Origin of the sequence: Colwellia sp. C1TZA3 (assembly GCF_007954265.1) — a bacterium.
In the GTDB taxonomy this organism is placed as follows: Bacteria; Pseudomonadota; Gammaproteobacteria; order Enterobacterales; family Alteromonadaceae; genus Cognaticolwellia.
In genome coordinates this window covers 1-17,514 of sequence record NZ_VOLS01000071.1, presented here as the reverse complement: position 1 = coordinate 17,514, position 17,514 = coordinate 1, and the positions used below count along the sequence as shown (strand labels likewise).

Below are 17,514 nucleotides of genomic sequence, written 5' to 3'. Positions count from 1 at the left end.
GGTTATTTAGCGTTAAGGGTACTGCAACATAAACGATATTATCTATCGGATAGAATGATACTAAGTGCCATGAAGACACTTATTCAAGATAGTTTATATTGAGTAACTTGTGGGGATTCCTCAGACTTTAGTCCGTCAACTGTTAATTTGACGGCTTAAAGTTTTATCTACACTGGTAAGGTGTGCGAACAGCAGAGGTCTAAAAAATCATGTCTAATGTGTTATACCAATTTGATTAATCAACTTGGTATTAGATAAACAACAATAAGGTGTTCACCTGTTATGTCGGCGTAGTTTGTTGGCAAATCGGTTATTTTTATTAAGTGTTGAGCCGGCAAGGTGATAATTTCTTGGCTGTTGCTTAAGGTCAGTGTTGTGTCTTTGAATAAGCTGTAGATAAAGCACAGGGCGCTGCTTTCAAGTAAATAATTTTTCGCACTTTTTTGGCAACTTAGCTTGGTATTAAAGGCCGAAGTACGGGCGATAATATTAAAGTCTGTTATTTCATTACTATGTAAGTTACCTACGGTTTTATTGCCACCATCAAAAGTGGCAATATCTAATAGCTGGGTTAAGCGGTCAATTTTATTATCATTGTGCTGTAAGTTGATGCCGTCTCCGTCAATTAAAACTAGGTTGCGGGTATAGCCAGTAAAATTAGAGAAAACGCCATCTTCAATCACACTTGCCATACTTATGCGCCAGTCGAAATTATCTAAGCTGCCGCCAGGACTTATCGCCATTTCAATGGTTTCTCCCTTACCATTTTTCCATGGTACGGTTTTAAACTTTGTTGATTGAATAATTTCTATCATTTTTGTATCCCAAATAAACCTGCATATTCTGCTAATTGTTTAGATCATAGCCTGAAATTGACCCCGATGTCTGTGGCAAGTTATGTTTATTTATCTATTGCGTCTAACACATGATTTATTATTTATTACGCTGATTTAACAGAGATAAAATAATTGCTTACCAAGAGACAGATTGCTAGCATGCGCGCTTTCCTATCTGTATCGACATTAATTAAATTAATAAAAGGATATTGTTGTGTTTAAAAAATCTCTAATTGTACTTTCTTTATTGGTACTACCTTTAACGGCTTCGGCCAACGGGTCAGCTGGCGCAGGCTATGTAAACCTATCTCTTGAAAATCTTTCTTTAGGCGCTATTTATGGCGCTGTTGCTTATGAATTTGTGGCAGAGGATAGTCAATTCTCACTAGTACCTGAATTGCGCCTTGGTACTGGCATCTCTGATGATAAAACGGGCAGTATTAAGGTAGAAGTCGAACGTTTCATGGCATTTTCTGTGCGTGGTCAATACAATTATAACAATGGTTTTTATGTTTATGTGATGCCGTCATATGCCAACTTAGATCTTAAAGCCAGTTTCCGTGGCACGTCTGCAAGCGATGATGAATGGGAGTTTGGTTTTGGTGCGGGTGTGGGTAAAAAACTGAACGAAAAAATTAGCGTTGAAGCGTCTTTTGAAAATCATGATGGAACTGATGTGATAACGGTTGGTTTTAAATACGCTTTTTAAGCGCTTAAATAAACTTTATTACTTCAAAGGTGAGCACTATAAAATATATGCTTACCCTTTTATATTCAGCAATAGTACTCTGTCGCGGTGACATGGTTGTTTTTGCCAGCGATGACATCCAAGGCAAGATGACACCAATAGACATCACTAATTGCCTTTACCTTTACTCTAAGAGCGTTCATATACCTAATTACTGGAGTACACGGTATGAGTCAAATTGATTAATTATCTGCTCATTTTTAATGGTTAAAATAAAAAACTACGGCGTTATAAAATTTATAAGGTGACTAACTACTGACTAAATTTTATGCCTTGTATTTCTTCATTTTTCCTCATGAAAAAGCGACGATGTTTATTCTAAATATAAAAAGCAGCGTTAATCGCTGCTTTTTCAATATTAACTTTTAAAAAACTAATTAAATAGTTTAAGCGGCTATTTTAATGACGATGCGTACTGCGACAGTGCAGTAATGTCTTCATCAGTTAAATTGGCAGCAACACCTCGCATCATGCCATTAAGGTCATTATAACGTGAGCCATTACGAAACGCGTGTAACTGAATTTTTAAGTATTCAGCATTTTGGCCAGCAAGAGCAGGAAAACCAGCATTTGACATGCCTTTACCACTAGGACCATGACAGCCTGCACAAGCAGTAATTTTTCTTTCGGCATGGCCACCTAAGTAAAGTTTTTCGCCTTTCGTATTAGCGATACTGTTGCCATCAGTGACTTTTTGCTTAGCATAAAATGCTGAGATATCAGCCATGTCTTGCTCACTAAGTGCCATTGCCATGCCACCCATAATGGCGTTTACACGACCTGATGTTCCACCAGAGGTCATGCCTAATTTAAATTCAGTAAGTTGCTTAACTAAGTAGGGAGCACTTTGTCCCGCTAACTTAGGGTACATAGGTACAATACTATTACCGTCAGCGCCGTGACAAGCAGCACACATGGCTGCTTTGCCTTTACCTGCTTCGGCATCGCCTTGCGCTGCGTTGGCAGTAGTGACTGCACTTAATCCTAGTAAAACAGTAATGATAAATTTTTTCATTGATTTAGTCTCTGCTTGTCGTAAACACCATAAAGGGTTTACTGATAAAATTTGCTAAAATGTTGTTTGGCATTCTACACGAATTTAATGACTGTGAAATAAGGTCATTAAAAAAATTAACCAATACTAGTACGGTAAATTTTTTTGCCTCAAAGGCAGTGTAAAATCACGGCAATAAAAAGCAGCGATAAACGCTGCTTTTTATTTAAATACAATAGCTCACATTAGTAATTTTATGACCAAGGTTATTTCATTGACGCGATGTATTTCGATAACTCATCCATGTCGCTAACTGAAAGCCTAGTAGCAACACTGCGCATCATAGTGTTGTAATCGTTATGACGCTCACCATTTTTGAATTTCATTAACTGTGCTTTTAAGTATGGTGCGTTTTGGCCAGCGATAACGGGGAAACCAGCTTTACCAGCACCTTTACCGTTAACACCATGACAGCCTGCACAAGAGGTAATTCCACGTTCTGCATCGCCACCTAAATAAAGTTTTTTACCAATCTTAGAGCTTTCCAAGTCAGCAACAATCATTTTTTGTGCGGCAAAATAGCTGGCAATCTCTACCATGTCTTGCTCACTTAATGCTGATGCCATAGGCCACATAACAGCGTTTTCACGTGCACCTGATTTAAACTCTTGTAACTGTTTTACAAGGTAATCCGCATGTTGTCCTGCGAGTTTTGGATAGATAGGCACCATACTGTTTCCTCCGACGCCGTGACATGCAGTACAAGTAGCAGCTTTGGCTTTACCTGCAATAACCTCAGAGGTTATTGGAACTGATGGTGCTACTCTACGTGAAACTACGTTAGCAACGGCAGCGGTATCAGAAAAGTAAGCGGCCATGTCGGCAATATCATTGTTAGTCATGTTACCGGCAAATTGGTTCATGGCGTAGTTAATGCGATCTTTGTTTTTAAAATTCATTAGCTGTGTCGCAATATATTCAGGATGCTGATTAGCCAAGTTCGGATAAATTAATACCTTGCTGTTACCCTCACTACCATGACAACCAATACATGAGGCAATATTGCGAGACGGATCACCTAATTCAAATAAGCTCTTACCGGCTGCAGGGTCAGGTACGTAAGCAGTAGGTGCTTTAACCTTAGATACACTTGCAGTTACGCCTGTAGGCGCCGCTGTAGAGGCGACACTTGAGCTTCCGCCATCGCGTGGCAATGCTGAAAAATAAGCGGCAAGATCAGCCATGTCTTGCTCAGATAAACCTGCTGCCATTGAATACATTAATGAGTTTTCACGCTCACCTGATTTGAATGCTTTCAGCTGTACTACAATATAATCAGCATGCTGGCCTGCTAAGTTAGGAAAGGTATCACTAATGCCAATACCATTTGCACCATGACAGCCAGCACAAGTAGCCGATTTAGCTTTACCTGCATCTGCGTCACCAGTTGCGGCTACAGCAATGTTAATACTTAAGAAGGTTATAATTAATAAAGTTAAAATATGTCTCATAGGAAAATTCTCAACATGCTTTTGTGTTTTTTATTGAATACATTCAATAAGCCAGAAAAATCGCAGATATTATACACCATTAAGACTATTGAGCGGCTTGTTTAATGAAAAAAATTGCCGAAATTCTAATACAATTGCATCTTTAGTATAAAAAAACGATATAATGCGGTTTTTATTTATATCGTTGGAGCTAATCTTGTCATCTACAGCCATTCATCTAAGCAAAGCGACTTTTACCCTTAGCGCACCTGATATCCGTCGTTTACCAGCCGATAGTGGTATTGAAGTGGCATTTGCAGGTCGCTCTAACGCAGGTAAATCAAGCGCGTTAAATACGCTAACAAATCAAAGAGGCCTTGCACGTACCAGTAAAACACCGGGCAGAACTCAGTTGATTAACATCTTTGAAATTGCTGAAAACAAACGTTTAGTTGATTTACCGGGCTATGGTTTCGCTAAAGTGCCCATGGAAATGAAGAAAAAGTGGCAAAAAGCTTTAGGTGAATACCTAGAAAAACGCGAATGTTTGAAAGGTTTAGTGATACTGATGGACATTAGACATCCGTTAAAAGATCTTGATATGGACCTAATTCAATGGGCTGTAGACGGAGAATTACCGGTTTTAGCCTTATTAACCAAAAGCGACAAACTTTCTCAAGGTAAAGTTAGCGGGCAAGTACTTGCGGTTAGAAAAGAGCTAGCTTTATTAAATGCTGATATTAAAGTGCAGGCGTTCTCGTCATTAAAACGTACTGGCTCGGAGCAAGCAGACAAAGTAATTTGCGATTGGTTTCAAGATGAAAATATTCAACCGTTAGGTGAATCAAGCGAAACGCCTCTAATAGAAGAATAAAATACCCGTTGAGCAATACCGTGCTCAACGGATTATATTGACATCACAACTGAATAAGTTAGCGCCTCGACTTTCCCGGCGTTTATGTACAGGAAGTACGGTATGTCACGATCACATGGATGTGAAAGAGTGACGATGTACAGGAAGTACGATCAATTTTTTTGTTCCAGACAAAAACTAAGTACCGACCTCCTTATCGGCAATGTCACGATCACATGGATATATAAGAGTGACGATGTACAGGCCGCTCTTAGCCATTCATGACTCCAACCCGACGATATTTGTGCTTTCATATCAGTTGCAATAAATCACTCTTATGCAAAGCTGTTTAGGCCGCTTGCTCAGTCTTATTTTTCAGGTAGCACCCAATCAGGTCTTGGGAAATGGCAAGTGTAGCCATTGGGCATCCGTTGTAAATAATCTTGATGTTCTACTTCGGCTTGCCAAAAATCACCAACGGGTTCAACTTCAGTAACCACTTTACCTGGCCATAAGCCAGAGGCCTCGACATCAGCGATGGTTTTTTCCGCCATGGCTTTTTGCGCTGCACAAGTGTAATAAATTGCCGAGCGATACCCAGTACCTAGATCATTACCCTGCCTATTTACTGTAGTAGGATCATGTATTTGAAAAAATAATTCTAAAATTTTTCGATACCCGATCACAGTATTATCAAAGTAAACCTCAAGGCCTTCTGCGTGAGTACCGTGGTTTCGGTAAGTCGCATTCTTAATATCGCCACCGGTATAACCGGCAGAGGTTTTTGTTATGCCGGGTAATTGGCGAATTAAATCTTGCATACCCCAAAAGCAACCGCCGGCTAATACGGCTCGTTCAATAGTCATATTCTATCCTTCTACTTGGGTTAAATAGGCTTCATAACCTTCAGTGGTCATATCATCGCGGTGAATAAACTTCAGTGAAGCTGAGTTAATGCAATATCGTAAGCCACCTTGTGCTGTTGGACCGTCAGTAAATACATGGCCTAAATGACTATCACCGTGTGCTGAGCGAACTTCTGTGCGCACCATGCCATGATTTTCATCGCTAAGTTCACTAACATTTTTGCTTTCAATGGGTTTACTAAAACTAGGCCAGCCACAACCTGCGTCAAACTTATCAGCTGAGGCAAACAGAGGCTCACCTGAAACCACATCAACATAAATACCCGGTGAGGTATTCTCCAATAACTCGCCAGTCCAAGGGCGTTCAGTACCGCTTTCTTGTGTAACACGATATTGCTCAGCGGATAACGCAGCAATAGCATCGCTTGATTTTGTATATTGTGACATAAGATCTCCCTAGTGGTTTGATGGCGATTAATGATTTATTGCAGCAATAAATTAATGAAATATTACTCTGCTCATTACTGCCTAACAATAGACCGGAAATGTAATGATTAATTCACCATGGTATTCAAACTATATTGAGCAAAAATTTCATATAACAAGGCTTACCTGAGGTAAACCAGCCGACTAATGTAAACCTGCTATATTTAATGGGCGATAATCGCAAAATCGAGTTTACTGAGAACAGCGTTGTTTAGTAGGCCTTGTCGACAGATTAACAAGGAAGATAAAATGAACTTCAAATTAACCATAGCATTAATAGTCACAGTTACCGCTTTTAGCAGCTATGCTGAAAGTTGGAACGAACAGCAAACAGAAGTATGGAATATAGTTTTAGCCTCATATGAGGATATCGACAAACGCAATAATAATTGGACAGATAAATGGGTAACCGAAGACGCGATGGTTTGGGGAAATAGTACCCCAATGCCTCGCAGCCGTAGTGCGGTAAAACGATGGGAAAAATTCAATTTTGAAGATGGCTCAACTAACAATGTTGCTGAATATAGTCCAACAGCTATTGTTGTTCATGGTGATACTGCCGTTGCACATTACTATTATTCTCATGGCATTACAGATAAAAAAGGAGAACAAAAGGTCACCCACGGCCGCTGTAGTGATGTTTTAGTCAAAGATGAAGATGAGTGGAAATTTGTTGCTTGGCATTGTGCTGATGAAACAAAAAAATATTAATTAATCCTGTTTAAGCTTAACTCCTAGCTGATGTCGAGCTAGGTTTTTTTTGTTAATTTTCTCATGGTGGAATAAAAGCTAAATTTTAGACATAAAAAAACCGATGACTAAAGTGGTCATCGGTATGGAAGCTTGGGGAAGCTAGAATTCAAAATTAATACAACAGGTTCAAACGAGAACAACATTATTATAGAGCAACAACTCTACAAAAGTAAAGCCTTTACTCTAAAATAATGCATTTAGATCAAAAAAAAGACGGTTTAGCTGTGTAGATCGCAGTAATACCAATCCCATTAAGTTATTGCTCACTTGTACTAGTTAAAATAGCTCAAGGCTGTGTTGCTCTCACTCCCAATAGCCAGCTACTGCTCAATCGAGCGCCTTACCTTGAGTTATTTTTCCTGCGCACAACAAGATCACAAACTTAATGGAACTGGTATAAATAATGAGATCGGCGACAGAAAATGAGCTTTCTAGACATTGTGAATATGTAAATATGTAAAGGTGTGATAAAAAATGCGAATCGCGTCACCAAATGATAATTTTACATGCCTATGCATCTAGCTCAGGTAAGAGACTAGATAAATGGGCAACGGCATCAAATCATATTCATTTATCGCTATTTACGGGTATTAAACATCATTTTATTACTATTTCTTGGTAAGAATCAGCTAAAAAAAACACTTCCTGAGTGAAGTGCATAGGTATGTAATTTTATGACTGCTTCAAGCTCTTTGCTGTTGTTGGTATATAAAATATAAACGCTAAATTTTGCTACAGAGTCGACCTTATTTTTTTGCCAAAACCCAGCTAAAAAGAGACAAGTTTAATACGAAATTTAACCTTCATAAAAATTATATTTAAATGCTTAATTTGTTGTTGGTGGTATAAAAATCAGATGCATGGGCTCCGCTTTATGATCACACAGGGGACATTTCACTTCATCCTTCTATGGCGGTATGAGGCAAAAATTGAGATAGACTTTATAGTATTTTTTCCCGCTAAGATCGCTTAAGCGAGTTATGACTATTTTGAATTATTTAGAGTGACTCTAAATAATTCAAAATGGTAACGGGTATACTAAAATGCTTTTTTCTTGCTGATGGTTATGCGTAGTAAACTATCGCAGACGACTAACAGTACAGCGATACCAAAGCAGCCATAGCTCCACAATTGTTCCGGATTTATAGATTCATTTAATAAAAATATCGCGACTAGCATGATCAATATGGGTTCGCCATAATTTAACATGCCAAAGACCGTAAATTTTAAGCGTGTCGATGCAGAGACAAAACATAGCATAGCAATGGTGCCCAAAAACCCCGAACCTAATACCAATAGTATTCCCCAATCTAGTGAAGGTATTAAGGGGAGTTGTTGTTGATTCGCAATATATAGAAGCAACAAAGCGAAGGGAGTTAGCAAAATGTTCTCTGCAACAAAGTTACTTGTTGTCGATATTCGGCTTTTGCGGCGCAAGATAAAATACGGCGGATAACCTAAACAAATAAGCAGCGTAACCCAAGAAAAAGTATGGTTTGTCCATAGCTCAACACACACCCCAATCAATGCCGCAGACACCGCTAACCACAATAAAGGACTCATGCTTTCCTTAAAATAAAAACGACCGGTTAAACTCATGGTGATAGGCAATAAAAAGTACCCCATAGCGATATTAATGGTTTGGCCATTAACTGGCCCCCAAAAAAAGACCCACCACTGCAATGCGATCAAGGGTGATGTTAAACACATCAACAACAAGGCTTTTGGCTGCGTAAAAATAGCCTTAAGCTCAGAGAACTGTTTAATTAAAGCCAAAACTAGAATACCGAAACCTAACTGTGATAACACACGAAAAGCAAACAGAGTATTTCCATCCACAGGTGCTAAAAATTGTAAGTAATAAGGCAGCAATGAGAAAATAATAATTGAACCAAACATCAGGATATAGCCCTGTAGCTCTTGCTTGGGGGTGGAGGAACTAGGCATTTGTTCTCGCTAAAAGTTTACGATCGATTGGTAGATTGAGCACAATGCTGGAGGACGAGGTTGGAGTCAATAATCAATTAGGGTCAGCTGAACTTAAAATTAGGTTAACGATGATCATCAGTCGAGCATTTACAATGTCTTGATTTCCAGCTTGATCGTTATATTAATTTAATAACGGTGCGCTATTTATTGCGATAAGTCGACAAGGTCAAAGCAGGCTAAATTATTTCTTTTGGCACGCGGTTGCTTCAGGACTTGATATAATTAACGTTCAGTGGATAAAATATCGTCGTTAGCACGATTAATCCACCTGAAAATGTTGTACTGACCCAATCCATGGTGGGTCATGAGATTATCAATCACACCAATTTTTATAATTTTTGTGAGCATTTCTACTGGTTGAAATACCGCACTACTTCGTTATTTATTTACGCATTAGAATAACGAGTATTTAAAATAAATACCTTATATTTGGCCACTTTCCCTGCAACTAGATTAGATGACCTGATGGGTGAAACGGGTATTGATACCAATCCCATTAAGTTATTGCTCACTTGTACTAGTTAAAATAGCTCAAGGCTGTGTTGCTCTCACTCCCAATAGCCAGCTATTGCTCAATCGAGCGCCTGACCTTGAATTATTTTTCCTGCGCACAACAAGATCACAAACTTAATGGAACTGGTATAACTGAGGAAAACGAGGAAGAAGGTTTGAAGTTATTGCTTAGGGTGCGTTAAGATCCCATTGAACCAGTCCCATTGTCGGACGCCGCCAAAATCGATCAGAAATTGGAAGGCGCAACCCAACAGGAACAATAGTTTATGTCCATAGCCAAAAAAAACTCAATAATCGCTCAAAAGCAAGCTAAGAATATTCCTTGTGATCCTGAACACTGCATTCAGGTGCGCGGTGCGCGGGTCCACAATCTCAAGAATATTGACGTCATGCTGCCTCGCAACGCACTCGTGGTTTTTACTGGCATCTCTGGCTCAGGAAAGTCGTCGCTTGCCTTTGGCACCTTGTTTGCGGAATCACAGCGTCGCTACCTTGATTCAGTATCGCCTTATGCGCGCCGATTGATCGACCAAGTTGATGAACCTGACGTTGATGCAATAAACGGCCTGCCGCCAGCGGTCGCCCTTCAACAACAACGGGGCACGCCATCGGTTCGGTCTTCTGTCGGCAGCGTCACAACGATTTCTAATGCCCTGCGTATGCTGTATTCCCGTGCAGGGAAATATCCCCGCGGCCAGAAAATACTGTATGCGGACGCGTTCTCTCCAAACACACCAGAAGGCGCCTGTCCTCGATGCCATGGCATTGGGCGAGTATTTGAAGTGACTGAAAAGTTGCTCGTTCCCGACCAGACAAAAACGATCCGAGAGCGCGCCATCGCGGCTTGGCCACCCGCGTGGCAAGGTCAAAATCTTAGCCGCATACTTGTGTCACTCGGGCATGACATTGATAAACCATGGAACGAGCTGCCAAAAAAAACACGTGATTGGATCCTGTTTACTGATGAGACACCTGTGGTACCGGTTTATCCGGAATACAATCTTACCCAAATTCGCGAGGCAATCGAAAAAGGTGAAGAACCACATTATATGGGCAAGTTTTCGAGCGCCAGACGCTTCATCTTGCAGTCCTTCACCACGACACAAAGTCAGCGGACCAAAAAACGCGTTTCCCAGTTTATGCAAATTTCCCAGTGCCCAGACTGCAATGGTAAAAAACTGAAACGAGAGTCGCTGTCGGTGAAGTTTGCAGGGCTCGATATTGGTGAGTTGTCGCAGTTAACATTAACCGAACTCGCTGTATTGTTGGGCGATGCGGCCAATGCCAACCCAACAGCCAGTGATCTACATCCAGAAAAAGCCATCGTCGCTCAGCGCATTGCTCGCGACATTTTAGCCCGTGTCGAAGCGCTGACTAAGCTTGGCTTGGGGTACCTTTCGCTCGAACGCAGTACGCCAACTTTGTCGCCAGGTGAACTGCAACGTCTGCGATTGGCAACGCAGATCCGCTCGCAACTGTTCGGCGTCGTTTATGTGCTCGACGAACCGTCGGCAGGTCTGCACCCAGCCGACACTCAAGCATTATTGGGCGCGCTGGATGAACTCATACTAGCAGGCAACTCTTTATTCGTCGTTGAGCATGATGTCAGCGTTATTCAACATGCCGACTGGATCGTTGATGTTGGGCCAGACGCAGGTACCCATGGCGGCGAAGTGATTTACAGTGGCCCTCTAGAGGGGTTGCGCGAAGTCACCAAGTCGCACACTCGTCGCTCCCTTTTCACAAGCGATGCCGCCGCGAAACACCCGCCACGGCAGCCGACAGCTTGGCTGAAGTTGGCGGGGATTGAACGAAACAATCTGCAAGGGCTCAACGTTGAGTTCCCACTCGGCGTCATGACGACTGTTACCGGAGTGTCAGGTTCAGGCAAATCGAGTCTGGTGAGTCAAGCACTTGTTGAACTGGTTTACGATGCGCTAGGACAACAAAAGACCGTTGAGGTCCCCAATGGGGAAGTCGAGTTACTGGAACGGGAGCTGGAGACGTCGACGGGTGGAAGGATTATTGACGGGATGGAGCACGTGAAACGACTGGTGACCGTTGACCAGAAGGCGATCGGTCGTACTCCGCGATCAAATCTTGCCACTTACACCAGCTTGTTTGACCACGTACGCAAGTTGTTCGCAGCGACGCGAAAATCGAAGGCACGGCATTACGATGTAGGTCGCTTTTCGTTCAACGTTGTAAAGGGCCGCTGCTCGAATTGCGAAGGGGTCGGTTTTGTCAGCGTAGAGTTGCTGTTTCTTCCCAGCGTCTATTCACCCTGTCCGGTGTGTCGGGGTCAGCGATATAACGACAAGACGCTTGAGATCACTTACCGGGACAAAAATATTGCCGAAGTGCTTGACCTGACCGTGGAAACCGCGCATGAATTCTTTGCCAATGAACCGCCAGTATTGCGCGCATTAGACGCATTACTGCAAGTTGGACTCGGCTATCTACGGCTGGGTCAGCCTGCCACCGAATTGTCGGGCGGCGAAGCTCAACGGATCAAACTGGCAACCGAACTACAGCGTACCCAACGTGGTGACACCCTCTACGTTCTCGATGAACCAACGACTGGCCTACACCCAGCAGACGTGTCGATGTTGATGGCGCAATTGAATGGACTTGTTAACGCAGGTAACACTGTCATCATGGTTGAACATGATATGCAGGTGGCCAGCAGCAGCGACTGGGTTATCGACATTGGTCCCGGCGCTGGCGGTGAAGGCGGACTTGTTGTTGCTCAAGGTCCTCCTGCGAAAGTAGCAAACTCGAAGACCAGTCGAACGGCTCCCTTCTTGCTCCCTAAGCGCAAGTCGCCGCCAGTTTAATCCAATGCTGAGAAAATAGACATTTTCAGGGGTTTAAGCGCTGTAAAGCGACATCGTTTTTCGCGATGCTAAGCATTGCTTGCCCCTGAGAATGATGATGGTAACGGGACATCAGGAGGGTAATATCAACTAATGCTACTATTTCTCAAGAGCATAAATCGTCGATGCTAATATCTGGTTTATCGCATTAAACGGCAAAAAATTAATAGCTCATAATACTGTCGGCTGGCAGGTTCAACTTGTCACATGCACTATTCAATATGCTAGTCCTTTAAGCTTCGCTATAAAATCAACTTTCGTTATTGGCACACACCGTTTTTCTTAACTGGCGCTAATGAAACTGAAGCATCCCAAATTCTATCCCAAACACGGCCAAGCATACTTAAATCAGGTCTATCACTCACCTGCTCAACACCGCTCTTAACAATACCAGTGCTAGTTTGCTCACCGACAATAAAATTGAACACATAGCCGCACTCCGCACCCATACGTAAATCGGATAAAACAATATGCTGCTCTTTTGCTTTGACTGAATAAAAGCCTTTAGTGAACCATTGAAGCCTCTGCACATCCCATTCATCTTTGATATTAGTAAGCAGAACATCTGACGAATGATAAGCCACTAAACTGACATCTGATGCTGAGTCAAACACAGAGACATAACCCTCGTAATATTGATCATCTGACATGACCAATATCCGCCAAAGTAACGTGGAAAAAGGCGCAGGTGTACTCAAATAATGATGAGCTTGTATTTGCCTATCGTGCAGCGCTATTGTTACTTTTTTGTCGATATAAAATTTTGCGGTTAAAGACCAACAAATATAAAGGCAGCTGATGGCTAATGCAAAATGATTGATTTTTGAGACCCTTGCTTGCTTAATTCTAGGCAGAAAAATAACAATAAACGCAAACAATAGCGGCAAGGTATAGATGGGATCAATAATAAACAAATTAGAGACTGCAAACGGATACTCAGTAATAGGCCATAACAATTGTGTACCATACACGGTGAGGCTATCTAAAATGGCGTGGGTAGATAAACAAAGGAACACCAGCCAAAACCAGTGTTTTTTATAAATGGCTGTAGCTTGATGGCATTTGATTAGTAGCCAGGTAATAAAAGGACTGATTAACAAGTGTACTAATAGAGAGTGGCTAAATCCTCGATGATAAGTAAAAGCCTCTACTTCACCATTGTATGGCAGGAACACATCTAAGTCAGGCAAGGTCCCTAAAATAGCACCATAAATAGCGGCTTTTTTGCCAACTTTGTTGCCTAATACTGCATAACCAACCGCGCCGCCCAAGACAACTTGTGTTAATGAATCCATAATGACCTTGCTAATTTAACCATGATTAACCTTGTACTACGCTTTAACCCTTAATGCTAGATCAGTTAAGACAGTCACTTTTGTGTGATGAGAAATAAGCTATCTCTATAGGTTCACTCAAACTTTGAGTTAGCGACTTGTTTTTTGACAACATCAAAAAGATAGGTTTTTGTCCTTGTTCAACCAATATGATTTGATCAACCATGTTGTATAATACAAGGTTCGTTAGCATTTAAGCGGACGAACCTTATTAACTTTAAAAGGTTACTCCATGGCTTCTAAAGGAACGCCTCGGGTTTCTTTGATATATTTTATGACAAAGAAAATACTGATAAACGCAGATATGGTGTATAAACCGTAAGCGCCTGCTAAACCGATTGAGCCTAATATAATAGGGAAGGTCATGGTAATGGCAAAGTTTGCGAGCCATTGCGCACTGGCTGCCATGGCTAAAGCGGCACCACGAATACGATTATTAAACATCTCTCCTAATAATACCCAAACCACTGGGCCCCAACTTAAGCCAAAAAATACGACAAATAAGTTAGCGGTAACTAAAGCAAAAGTTCCCATTGCATCAGATAATGCTACTTTACCTAACTCATCAAAGCCGGCACTACCAAAAATAAAGCTTAAGATGCCTAAGCTGATAAACATGCCGATACTGCCGACCAACAGCAACGGCTTACGGCCAATTTTGTCTATTAAAGCAATGGCAATAAAAGTTGAAACTATATTGGTTGTTCCTGTCATTACATTGATTAAGAGCGATTGCGATTCGTCAAAACCTGCCGCTTGCCATAGCTCAGCGCCATAATAAAAAACAACATTAATCCCGACAAATTGCTGAAAAACAGAAAGTGCTATACCGACCCAAATAATGGGATGAATATTTTTTTTACCTTCAATAAATAAATCGGCAAGATGAGTTTTTTTGTTGCCGTGCAATGATGTTTTCACTTCATCAACAAGTTCATTTTCAGTGCCGGCTGATATTTTTTTAAAGACATTACTTGCTTGTTGTATTTTACCTTTCGCCACTAAATAACGTGGTGATTCTGGGATAAATAACACACCAATTAAAAACAATGTCGCTGGTATTAATTCTACCCAGAACATCCATCGCCAAGCTGACAGGTCGAGTAGAAATGAATTTTCTGCGCCTCCTGCTGATGAGGCGATAATATAATTACTTAAAAATGCTGTAAATAAACCTAATACTATGGCGAGTTGTTGAAGAGTCGCTAGGCGACCACGCAATGCAACAGGCGCAACTTCTGCAATATAAGCCGGTGCTAAAACAGATGCAGCACCAATGCCTAAGCCACCGATTAGTCGATAAAAAATAAACTCAATAGAAGAGTCTGATATCCCTGAGCCAAAGGCACTAACAGCAAATATCATGGCGGTAACAATCATAATGGGTTTACGACCAAAACGGTCAGAAATCGGTCCAGCCATTAATGCGCCGACGGCACAACCTAATAAAACAGAGGCAACATTAAATCCAGTTGCCACATCATTGGATTGAAAAGCATTACCTAACGCTGTCACTGTGCCATTGATAACGCCGGAGTCAAAACCAAAAAGAAAACCACCTAAAGCAGCGACAGAAGAAATAAAGAGTACATATAAAACAGAGGAACTAACCTCTTCGGGTGTTTGTTGCCTGCCATTTAAACCCGCTAAATGTGTTTGTTCAGTCATGCTTTTTCCTTTATTGTTATTGTGTTAGTTTTGTAATTAAGCGCTTGAAATAAAAAAACCATTATTTTGCATAATGGTCAATCGAAATGGTGGTTTAAGGGCTTTTTTAAAGGCTTAATATGAGAAGTTAAGCCTTTGGTTTTAACATGATACAAGTGTTATCCAGCGTAGTTTAAGACAATTTTATGAGGGCCAACTTTTTGATAGCTAATATTGAAATTCCTCGTTAGCACATCAAGTAAGCCAGAGACATCACCGGTTTTAAACACCCCCGCGACTTGTACTTTTTGAAGTTCTTTATCATCAGCTAATTCAAATTTTATATCGGTATAGCGGCTAATCTCGGCCATTGTTTCTGCAAGCGACTCACCACGAAATATTAAATTTCCCTGACGCCAACTTAAATTAGCCGCCATTTCTATGGGGTCTACTTTTCTGACTTTCTCTTGTTTTTTACCTGACATGTCTAAGTCAACTTTTTCGCCTTTTGATATCGCCATCGAATTTTGTGGTAGTCTTTTTGTTATCTGCTCAATTCCATCGTCACGGGTATTATCTTTTTGTGCAACTAACACTTTACCGTCAGTGACTATAAGCTCGACTAAGTCATTGCGCACTTCGACGTTAAAAGCAGTCCCTACCGCTTGGATAACCTTACCAGCCACAATAACACTTAAAGGCCGTGCGGTATCGTGTGCTACATCGATATGAATTTCACCACGCAGTAGCTCAATTATTCGAGAATTTTGGCTATATTTAACTTGTACAAAACTATTGGTGTTAAGCACTATCTTACTATTGTCAGGTAAATTAATGGTATTACTTTCACCAATATTTGTTTGATAACTTGCCTGCATTGCAACAATAGATGACGTGCTCTGGACAAAAGGCAATAGCTTGTTGGCACTTTGATAAAACATAAACGTTACTGCAAGAATACATGAAGCGGCAATAGCGGCAATACTATTTCTTGTGCGTTTTTTCTTAACGTTAGCTTGTGGAAAAATATCAGATAAACGACTTAGGTGGTCCATTTTATCCCACATTTGAGCCACTTCAAATAAAACTTCAATATTCAAAATATCAGTCGATAACCATTTAGCAAGGCGTTTTTTCTCTAGTTTAGTTAAACCACGATCTAATTTAGCGATCCAATCGCTGGCATCATCTAAACGCTTTTCTTCTAGCTGTTCAGCTGATTGCTGTTCAGTCGATTTTTGATTAATTTGATGGATGTTACTCATGAGTGCCTCCAACAATACTTTGAGAAGTGCTAGCAGAGGGTTTATTCTCTAATTTATCAATATTTCGCATAAAGAGCGTACAACGCTTCATGCCTGTTGCGATATGTTTTTCCACGGTACTTTCACTAAGGCCTAATTGAACAGCGATTTCGCGCTGTGAATATCCATACACTTTTTTCAAAACAAAAATTTTTCGGCATTGTGTAGGTAATTGTCTGACGGCTTCGCAAAAATGCGAAAACTCATTATTAATTAAAGTATTTTCATACATTTCATCAGCATCGTTGGACAATAAATACTCCAAAGCTTGCGGATCGTCAACGCGGTCAACAAGTTTAACCCCGGCTCTTTTTTGATAATCTAGTGCTAAGTTCCTTGCCGTTCTATACATAAATGATTTTGGTGAGCTAATATTTTCTTTATTTTCTATTTGGCAAATACGGACATAGGTTTCTTGAACAATATCTTCAATTTCATCTGGAGGAACAATGCGAGATACCACACGAGAAATACTCTTTCTCGATGCTAAATATATTTTATAAAATAAAGTGTCACTCGACATTAGATTACTTCTACTTATTATTGTAATTTTTGGCAATGTTTTATAGTTAAAGTTTGTTGTTCAAACCATTAAATTACCCTAGTAACAATTAAGACGATTCATGTTAAGAAATCCGCTATATAAAGTTTATAGATTATAATTCATAGAGAAATATCCTATCTTGAACATAAGTGACTAATACCAATCCCATTAAGTTATTGCTCACTTGTACTAGTTAAAATAGCTCAAGGCTGTGTTGCTCTCACTCCCAATAGCCAGCTATTGCTCAATCGAGCGCCTTACCTTGAATTATTTTTCCTGCG

General features: G+C 40.7%; 14 protein-coding genes. 4 read left to right on the top strand and 10 right to left on the bottom strand.

Annotated elements, in window-relative coordinates; genetic code table 11:
- Nucleotides 1-239 precede the first annotated feature (239 nt).
- Entirely contained in the window at nucleotides 240-815 is a 576-nt protein-coding gene (locus ESZ39_RS15695; protein ID WP_146880867.1) for a HutD family protein, read from the bottom strand.
- 235 nt (nucleotides 816-1,050) lie between these two features.
- Between ESZ39_RS15695 and ESZ39_RS15690 the strand changes: the two genes are divergently transcribed.
- Entirely contained in the window at nucleotides 1,051-1,545 is a 495-nt protein-coding gene (locus tag ESZ39_RS15690) for an outer membrane beta-barrel protein (protein ID WP_191321822.1), read from the top strand.
- Between the two features lie 433 nt (nucleotides 1,546-1,978).
- On the opposite strand, the gene ESZ39_RS15685 is transcribed toward ESZ39_RS15690, so the two are convergent.
- Nucleotides 1,979-2,599, bottom strand: coding sequence for a c-type cytochrome (locus ESZ39_RS15685; protein WP_146880865.1), 621 nt, complete (start codon nucleotides 2,597-2,599; stop codon nucleotides 1,979-1,981).
- Nucleotides 2,600-2,844: 245 nt separating this feature from the next.
- Nucleotides 2,845-4,089, bottom strand: coding sequence for a c-type cytochrome (locus tag ESZ39_RS15680; RefSeq protein WP_146880864.1), 1,245 nt, complete (start codon nucleotides 4,087-4,089; stop codon nucleotides 2,845-2,847).
- A 196-nt stretch (nucleotides 4,090-4,285) separates the two neighbouring features.
- Here ESZ39_RS15680 and yihA point away from each other — a divergent pair, with 196 nt between their 5' ends.
- Entirely contained in the window at nucleotides 4,286-4,942 is a 657-nt protein-coding gene (gene yihA, locus ESZ39_RS15675) for a ribosome biogenesis GTP-binding protein YihA/YsxC (RefSeq protein WP_223270417.1), read from the top strand.
- A 347-nt stretch (nucleotides 4,943-5,289) separates the two neighbouring features.
- Here the strand turns inward: yihA and msrA are convergent, their stop codons facing one another.
- Nucleotides 5,290-5,787 (bottom strand): peptide-methionine (S)-S-oxide reductase MsrA, encoded by a 498-nt coding sequence (msrA, locus tag ESZ39_RS15670; protein ID WP_146880862.1) that lies wholly within the window; start codon nucleotides 5,785-5,787, stop codon nucleotides 5,290-5,292.
- A 3-nt stretch (nucleotides 5,788-5,790) separates the two neighbouring features.
- Nucleotides 5,791-6,234, bottom strand: coding sequence for a peptide-methionine (R)-S-oxide reductase MsrB (gene msrB, locus ESZ39_RS15665; protein WP_146880861.1), 444 nt, complete (start codon nucleotides 6,232-6,234; stop codon nucleotides 5,791-5,793).
- 288 nt (nucleotides 6,235-6,522) lie between these two features.
- Here msrB and ESZ39_RS15660 point away from each other — a divergent pair, with 288 nt between their 5' ends.
- Entirely contained in the window at nucleotides 6,523-6,984 is a 462-nt protein-coding gene (locus tag ESZ39_RS15660; RefSeq protein ID WP_146880860.1) for a YybH family protein, read from the top strand.
- A 1,080-nt stretch (nucleotides 6,985-8,064) separates the two neighbouring features.
- Here the strand turns inward: ESZ39_RS15660 and rarD are convergent.
- Nucleotides 8,065-8,973, bottom strand: a complete 909-nt coding sequence (rarD, locus tag ESZ39_RS15655) for an EamA family transporter RarD (protein ID WP_146880859.1) — start codon at nucleotides 8,971-8,973, stop codon at nucleotides 8,065-8,067.
- 821 nt (nucleotides 8,974-9,794) lie between these two features.
- On the opposite strand from rarD, the gene ESZ39_RS15650 reads away from it, so the two are divergent.
- Nucleotides 9,795-12,365, top strand: coding sequence for an excinuclease ABC subunit UvrA (locus tag ESZ39_RS15650; protein ID WP_146880858.1), 2,571 nt, complete (start codon nucleotides 9,795-9,797; stop codon nucleotides 12,363-12,365).
- A gap of 299 nt (nucleotides 12,366-12,664) precedes the next feature.
- Here ESZ39_RS15650 and ESZ39_RS15645 read toward each other — a convergent pair whose 3' ends face one another.
- The 4 genes from ESZ39_RS15645 to ESZ39_RS15630 form a co-directional block, all read right to left on the bottom strand.
- Entirely contained in the window at nucleotides 12,665-13,699 is a 1,035-nt protein-coding gene (locus tag ESZ39_RS15645) for a metal-dependent hydrolase (protein WP_146880857.1), read from the bottom strand.
- Between the two features lie 264 nt (nucleotides 13,700-13,963).
- Nucleotides 13,964-15,406 (bottom strand): sugar porter family MFS transporter, encoded by a 1,443-nt coding sequence (locus ESZ39_RS15640; RefSeq protein ID WP_146880856.1) that lies wholly within the window; start codon nucleotides 15,404-15,406, stop codon nucleotides 13,964-13,966.
- Nucleotides 15,407-15,564: 158 nt separating this feature from the next.
- Entirely contained in the window at nucleotides 15,565-16,650 is a 1,086-nt protein-coding gene (locus tag ESZ39_RS15635) for a FecR family protein (protein WP_146880855.1), read from the bottom strand.
- The gene (locus ESZ39_RS15630; protein ID WP_146880854.1) at nucleotides 16,643-17,212 is read right to left on the bottom strand and encodes an RNA polymerase sigma factor; all 570 of its coding nucleotides are present in this window, start codon (nucleotides 17,210-17,212) and stop codon (nucleotides 16,643-16,645) included. The genes ESZ39_RS15635 and ESZ39_RS15630 overlap by 8 nt, the downstream gene beginning before the upstream one ends.
- Between the last annotated feature and the right edge of the window lie 302 nt (nucleotides 17,213-17,514).

What these genes read in the sequence shown, in the direction of transcription:
- ESZ39_RS15695 (WP_146880867.1), bottom strand. Translation starts at nt 815, where the DNA reads ATGATAGAAATTATTCAATCAACAAAGTTTAAAACCGTACCATGGAAA.
- ESZ39_RS15685 (WP_146880865.1), bottom strand. Translation starts at nt 2,599, where the DNA reads ATGAAAAAATTTATCATTACTGTTTTACTAGGATTAAGTGCAGTCACT.
- ESZ39_RS15680 (WP_146880864.1), bottom strand. Translation starts at nt 4,089, where the DNA reads ATGAGACATATTTTAACTTTATTAATTATAACCTTCTTAAGTATTAAC.
- msrA (WP_146880862.1), bottom strand. Translation starts at nt 5,787, where the DNA reads ATGACTATTGAACGAGCCGTATTAGCCGGCGGTTGCTTTTGGGGTATG.
- msrB (WP_146880861.1), bottom strand. Translation starts at nt 6,234, where the DNA reads ATGTCACAATATACAAAATCAAGCGATGCTATTGCTGCGTTATCCGCT.
- ESZ39_RS15660 (WP_146880860.1), top strand. Translation starts at nt 6,523, where the DNA reads ATGAACTTCAAATTAACCATAGCATTAATAGTCACAGTTACCGCTTTT.
- rarD (WP_146880859.1), bottom strand. Translation starts at nt 8,973, where the DNA reads ATGCCTAGTTCCTCCACCCCCAAGCAAGAGCTACAGGGCTATATCCTG.
- ESZ39_RS15650 (WP_146880858.1), top strand. Translation starts at nt 9,795, where the DNA reads ATGTCCATAGCCAAAAAAAACTCAATAATCGCTCAAAAGCAAGCTAAG.
- ESZ39_RS15645 (WP_146880857.1), bottom strand. Translation starts at nt 13,699, where the DNA reads ATGGATTCATTAACACAAGTTGTCTTGGGCGGCGCGGTTGGTTATGCA.
- ESZ39_RS15640 (WP_146880856.1), bottom strand. Translation starts at nt 15,406, where the DNA reads ATGACTGAACAAACACATTTAGCGGGTTTAAATGGCAGGCAACAAACA.
- ESZ39_RS15635 (WP_146880855.1), bottom strand. Translation starts at nt 16,650, where the DNA reads ATGAGTAACATCCATCAAATTAATCAAAAATCGACTGAACAGCAATCA.
- ESZ39_RS15630 (WP_146880854.1), bottom strand. Translation starts at nt 17,212, where the DNA reads ATGTCGAGTGACACTTTATTTTATAAAATATATTTAGCATCGAGAAAG.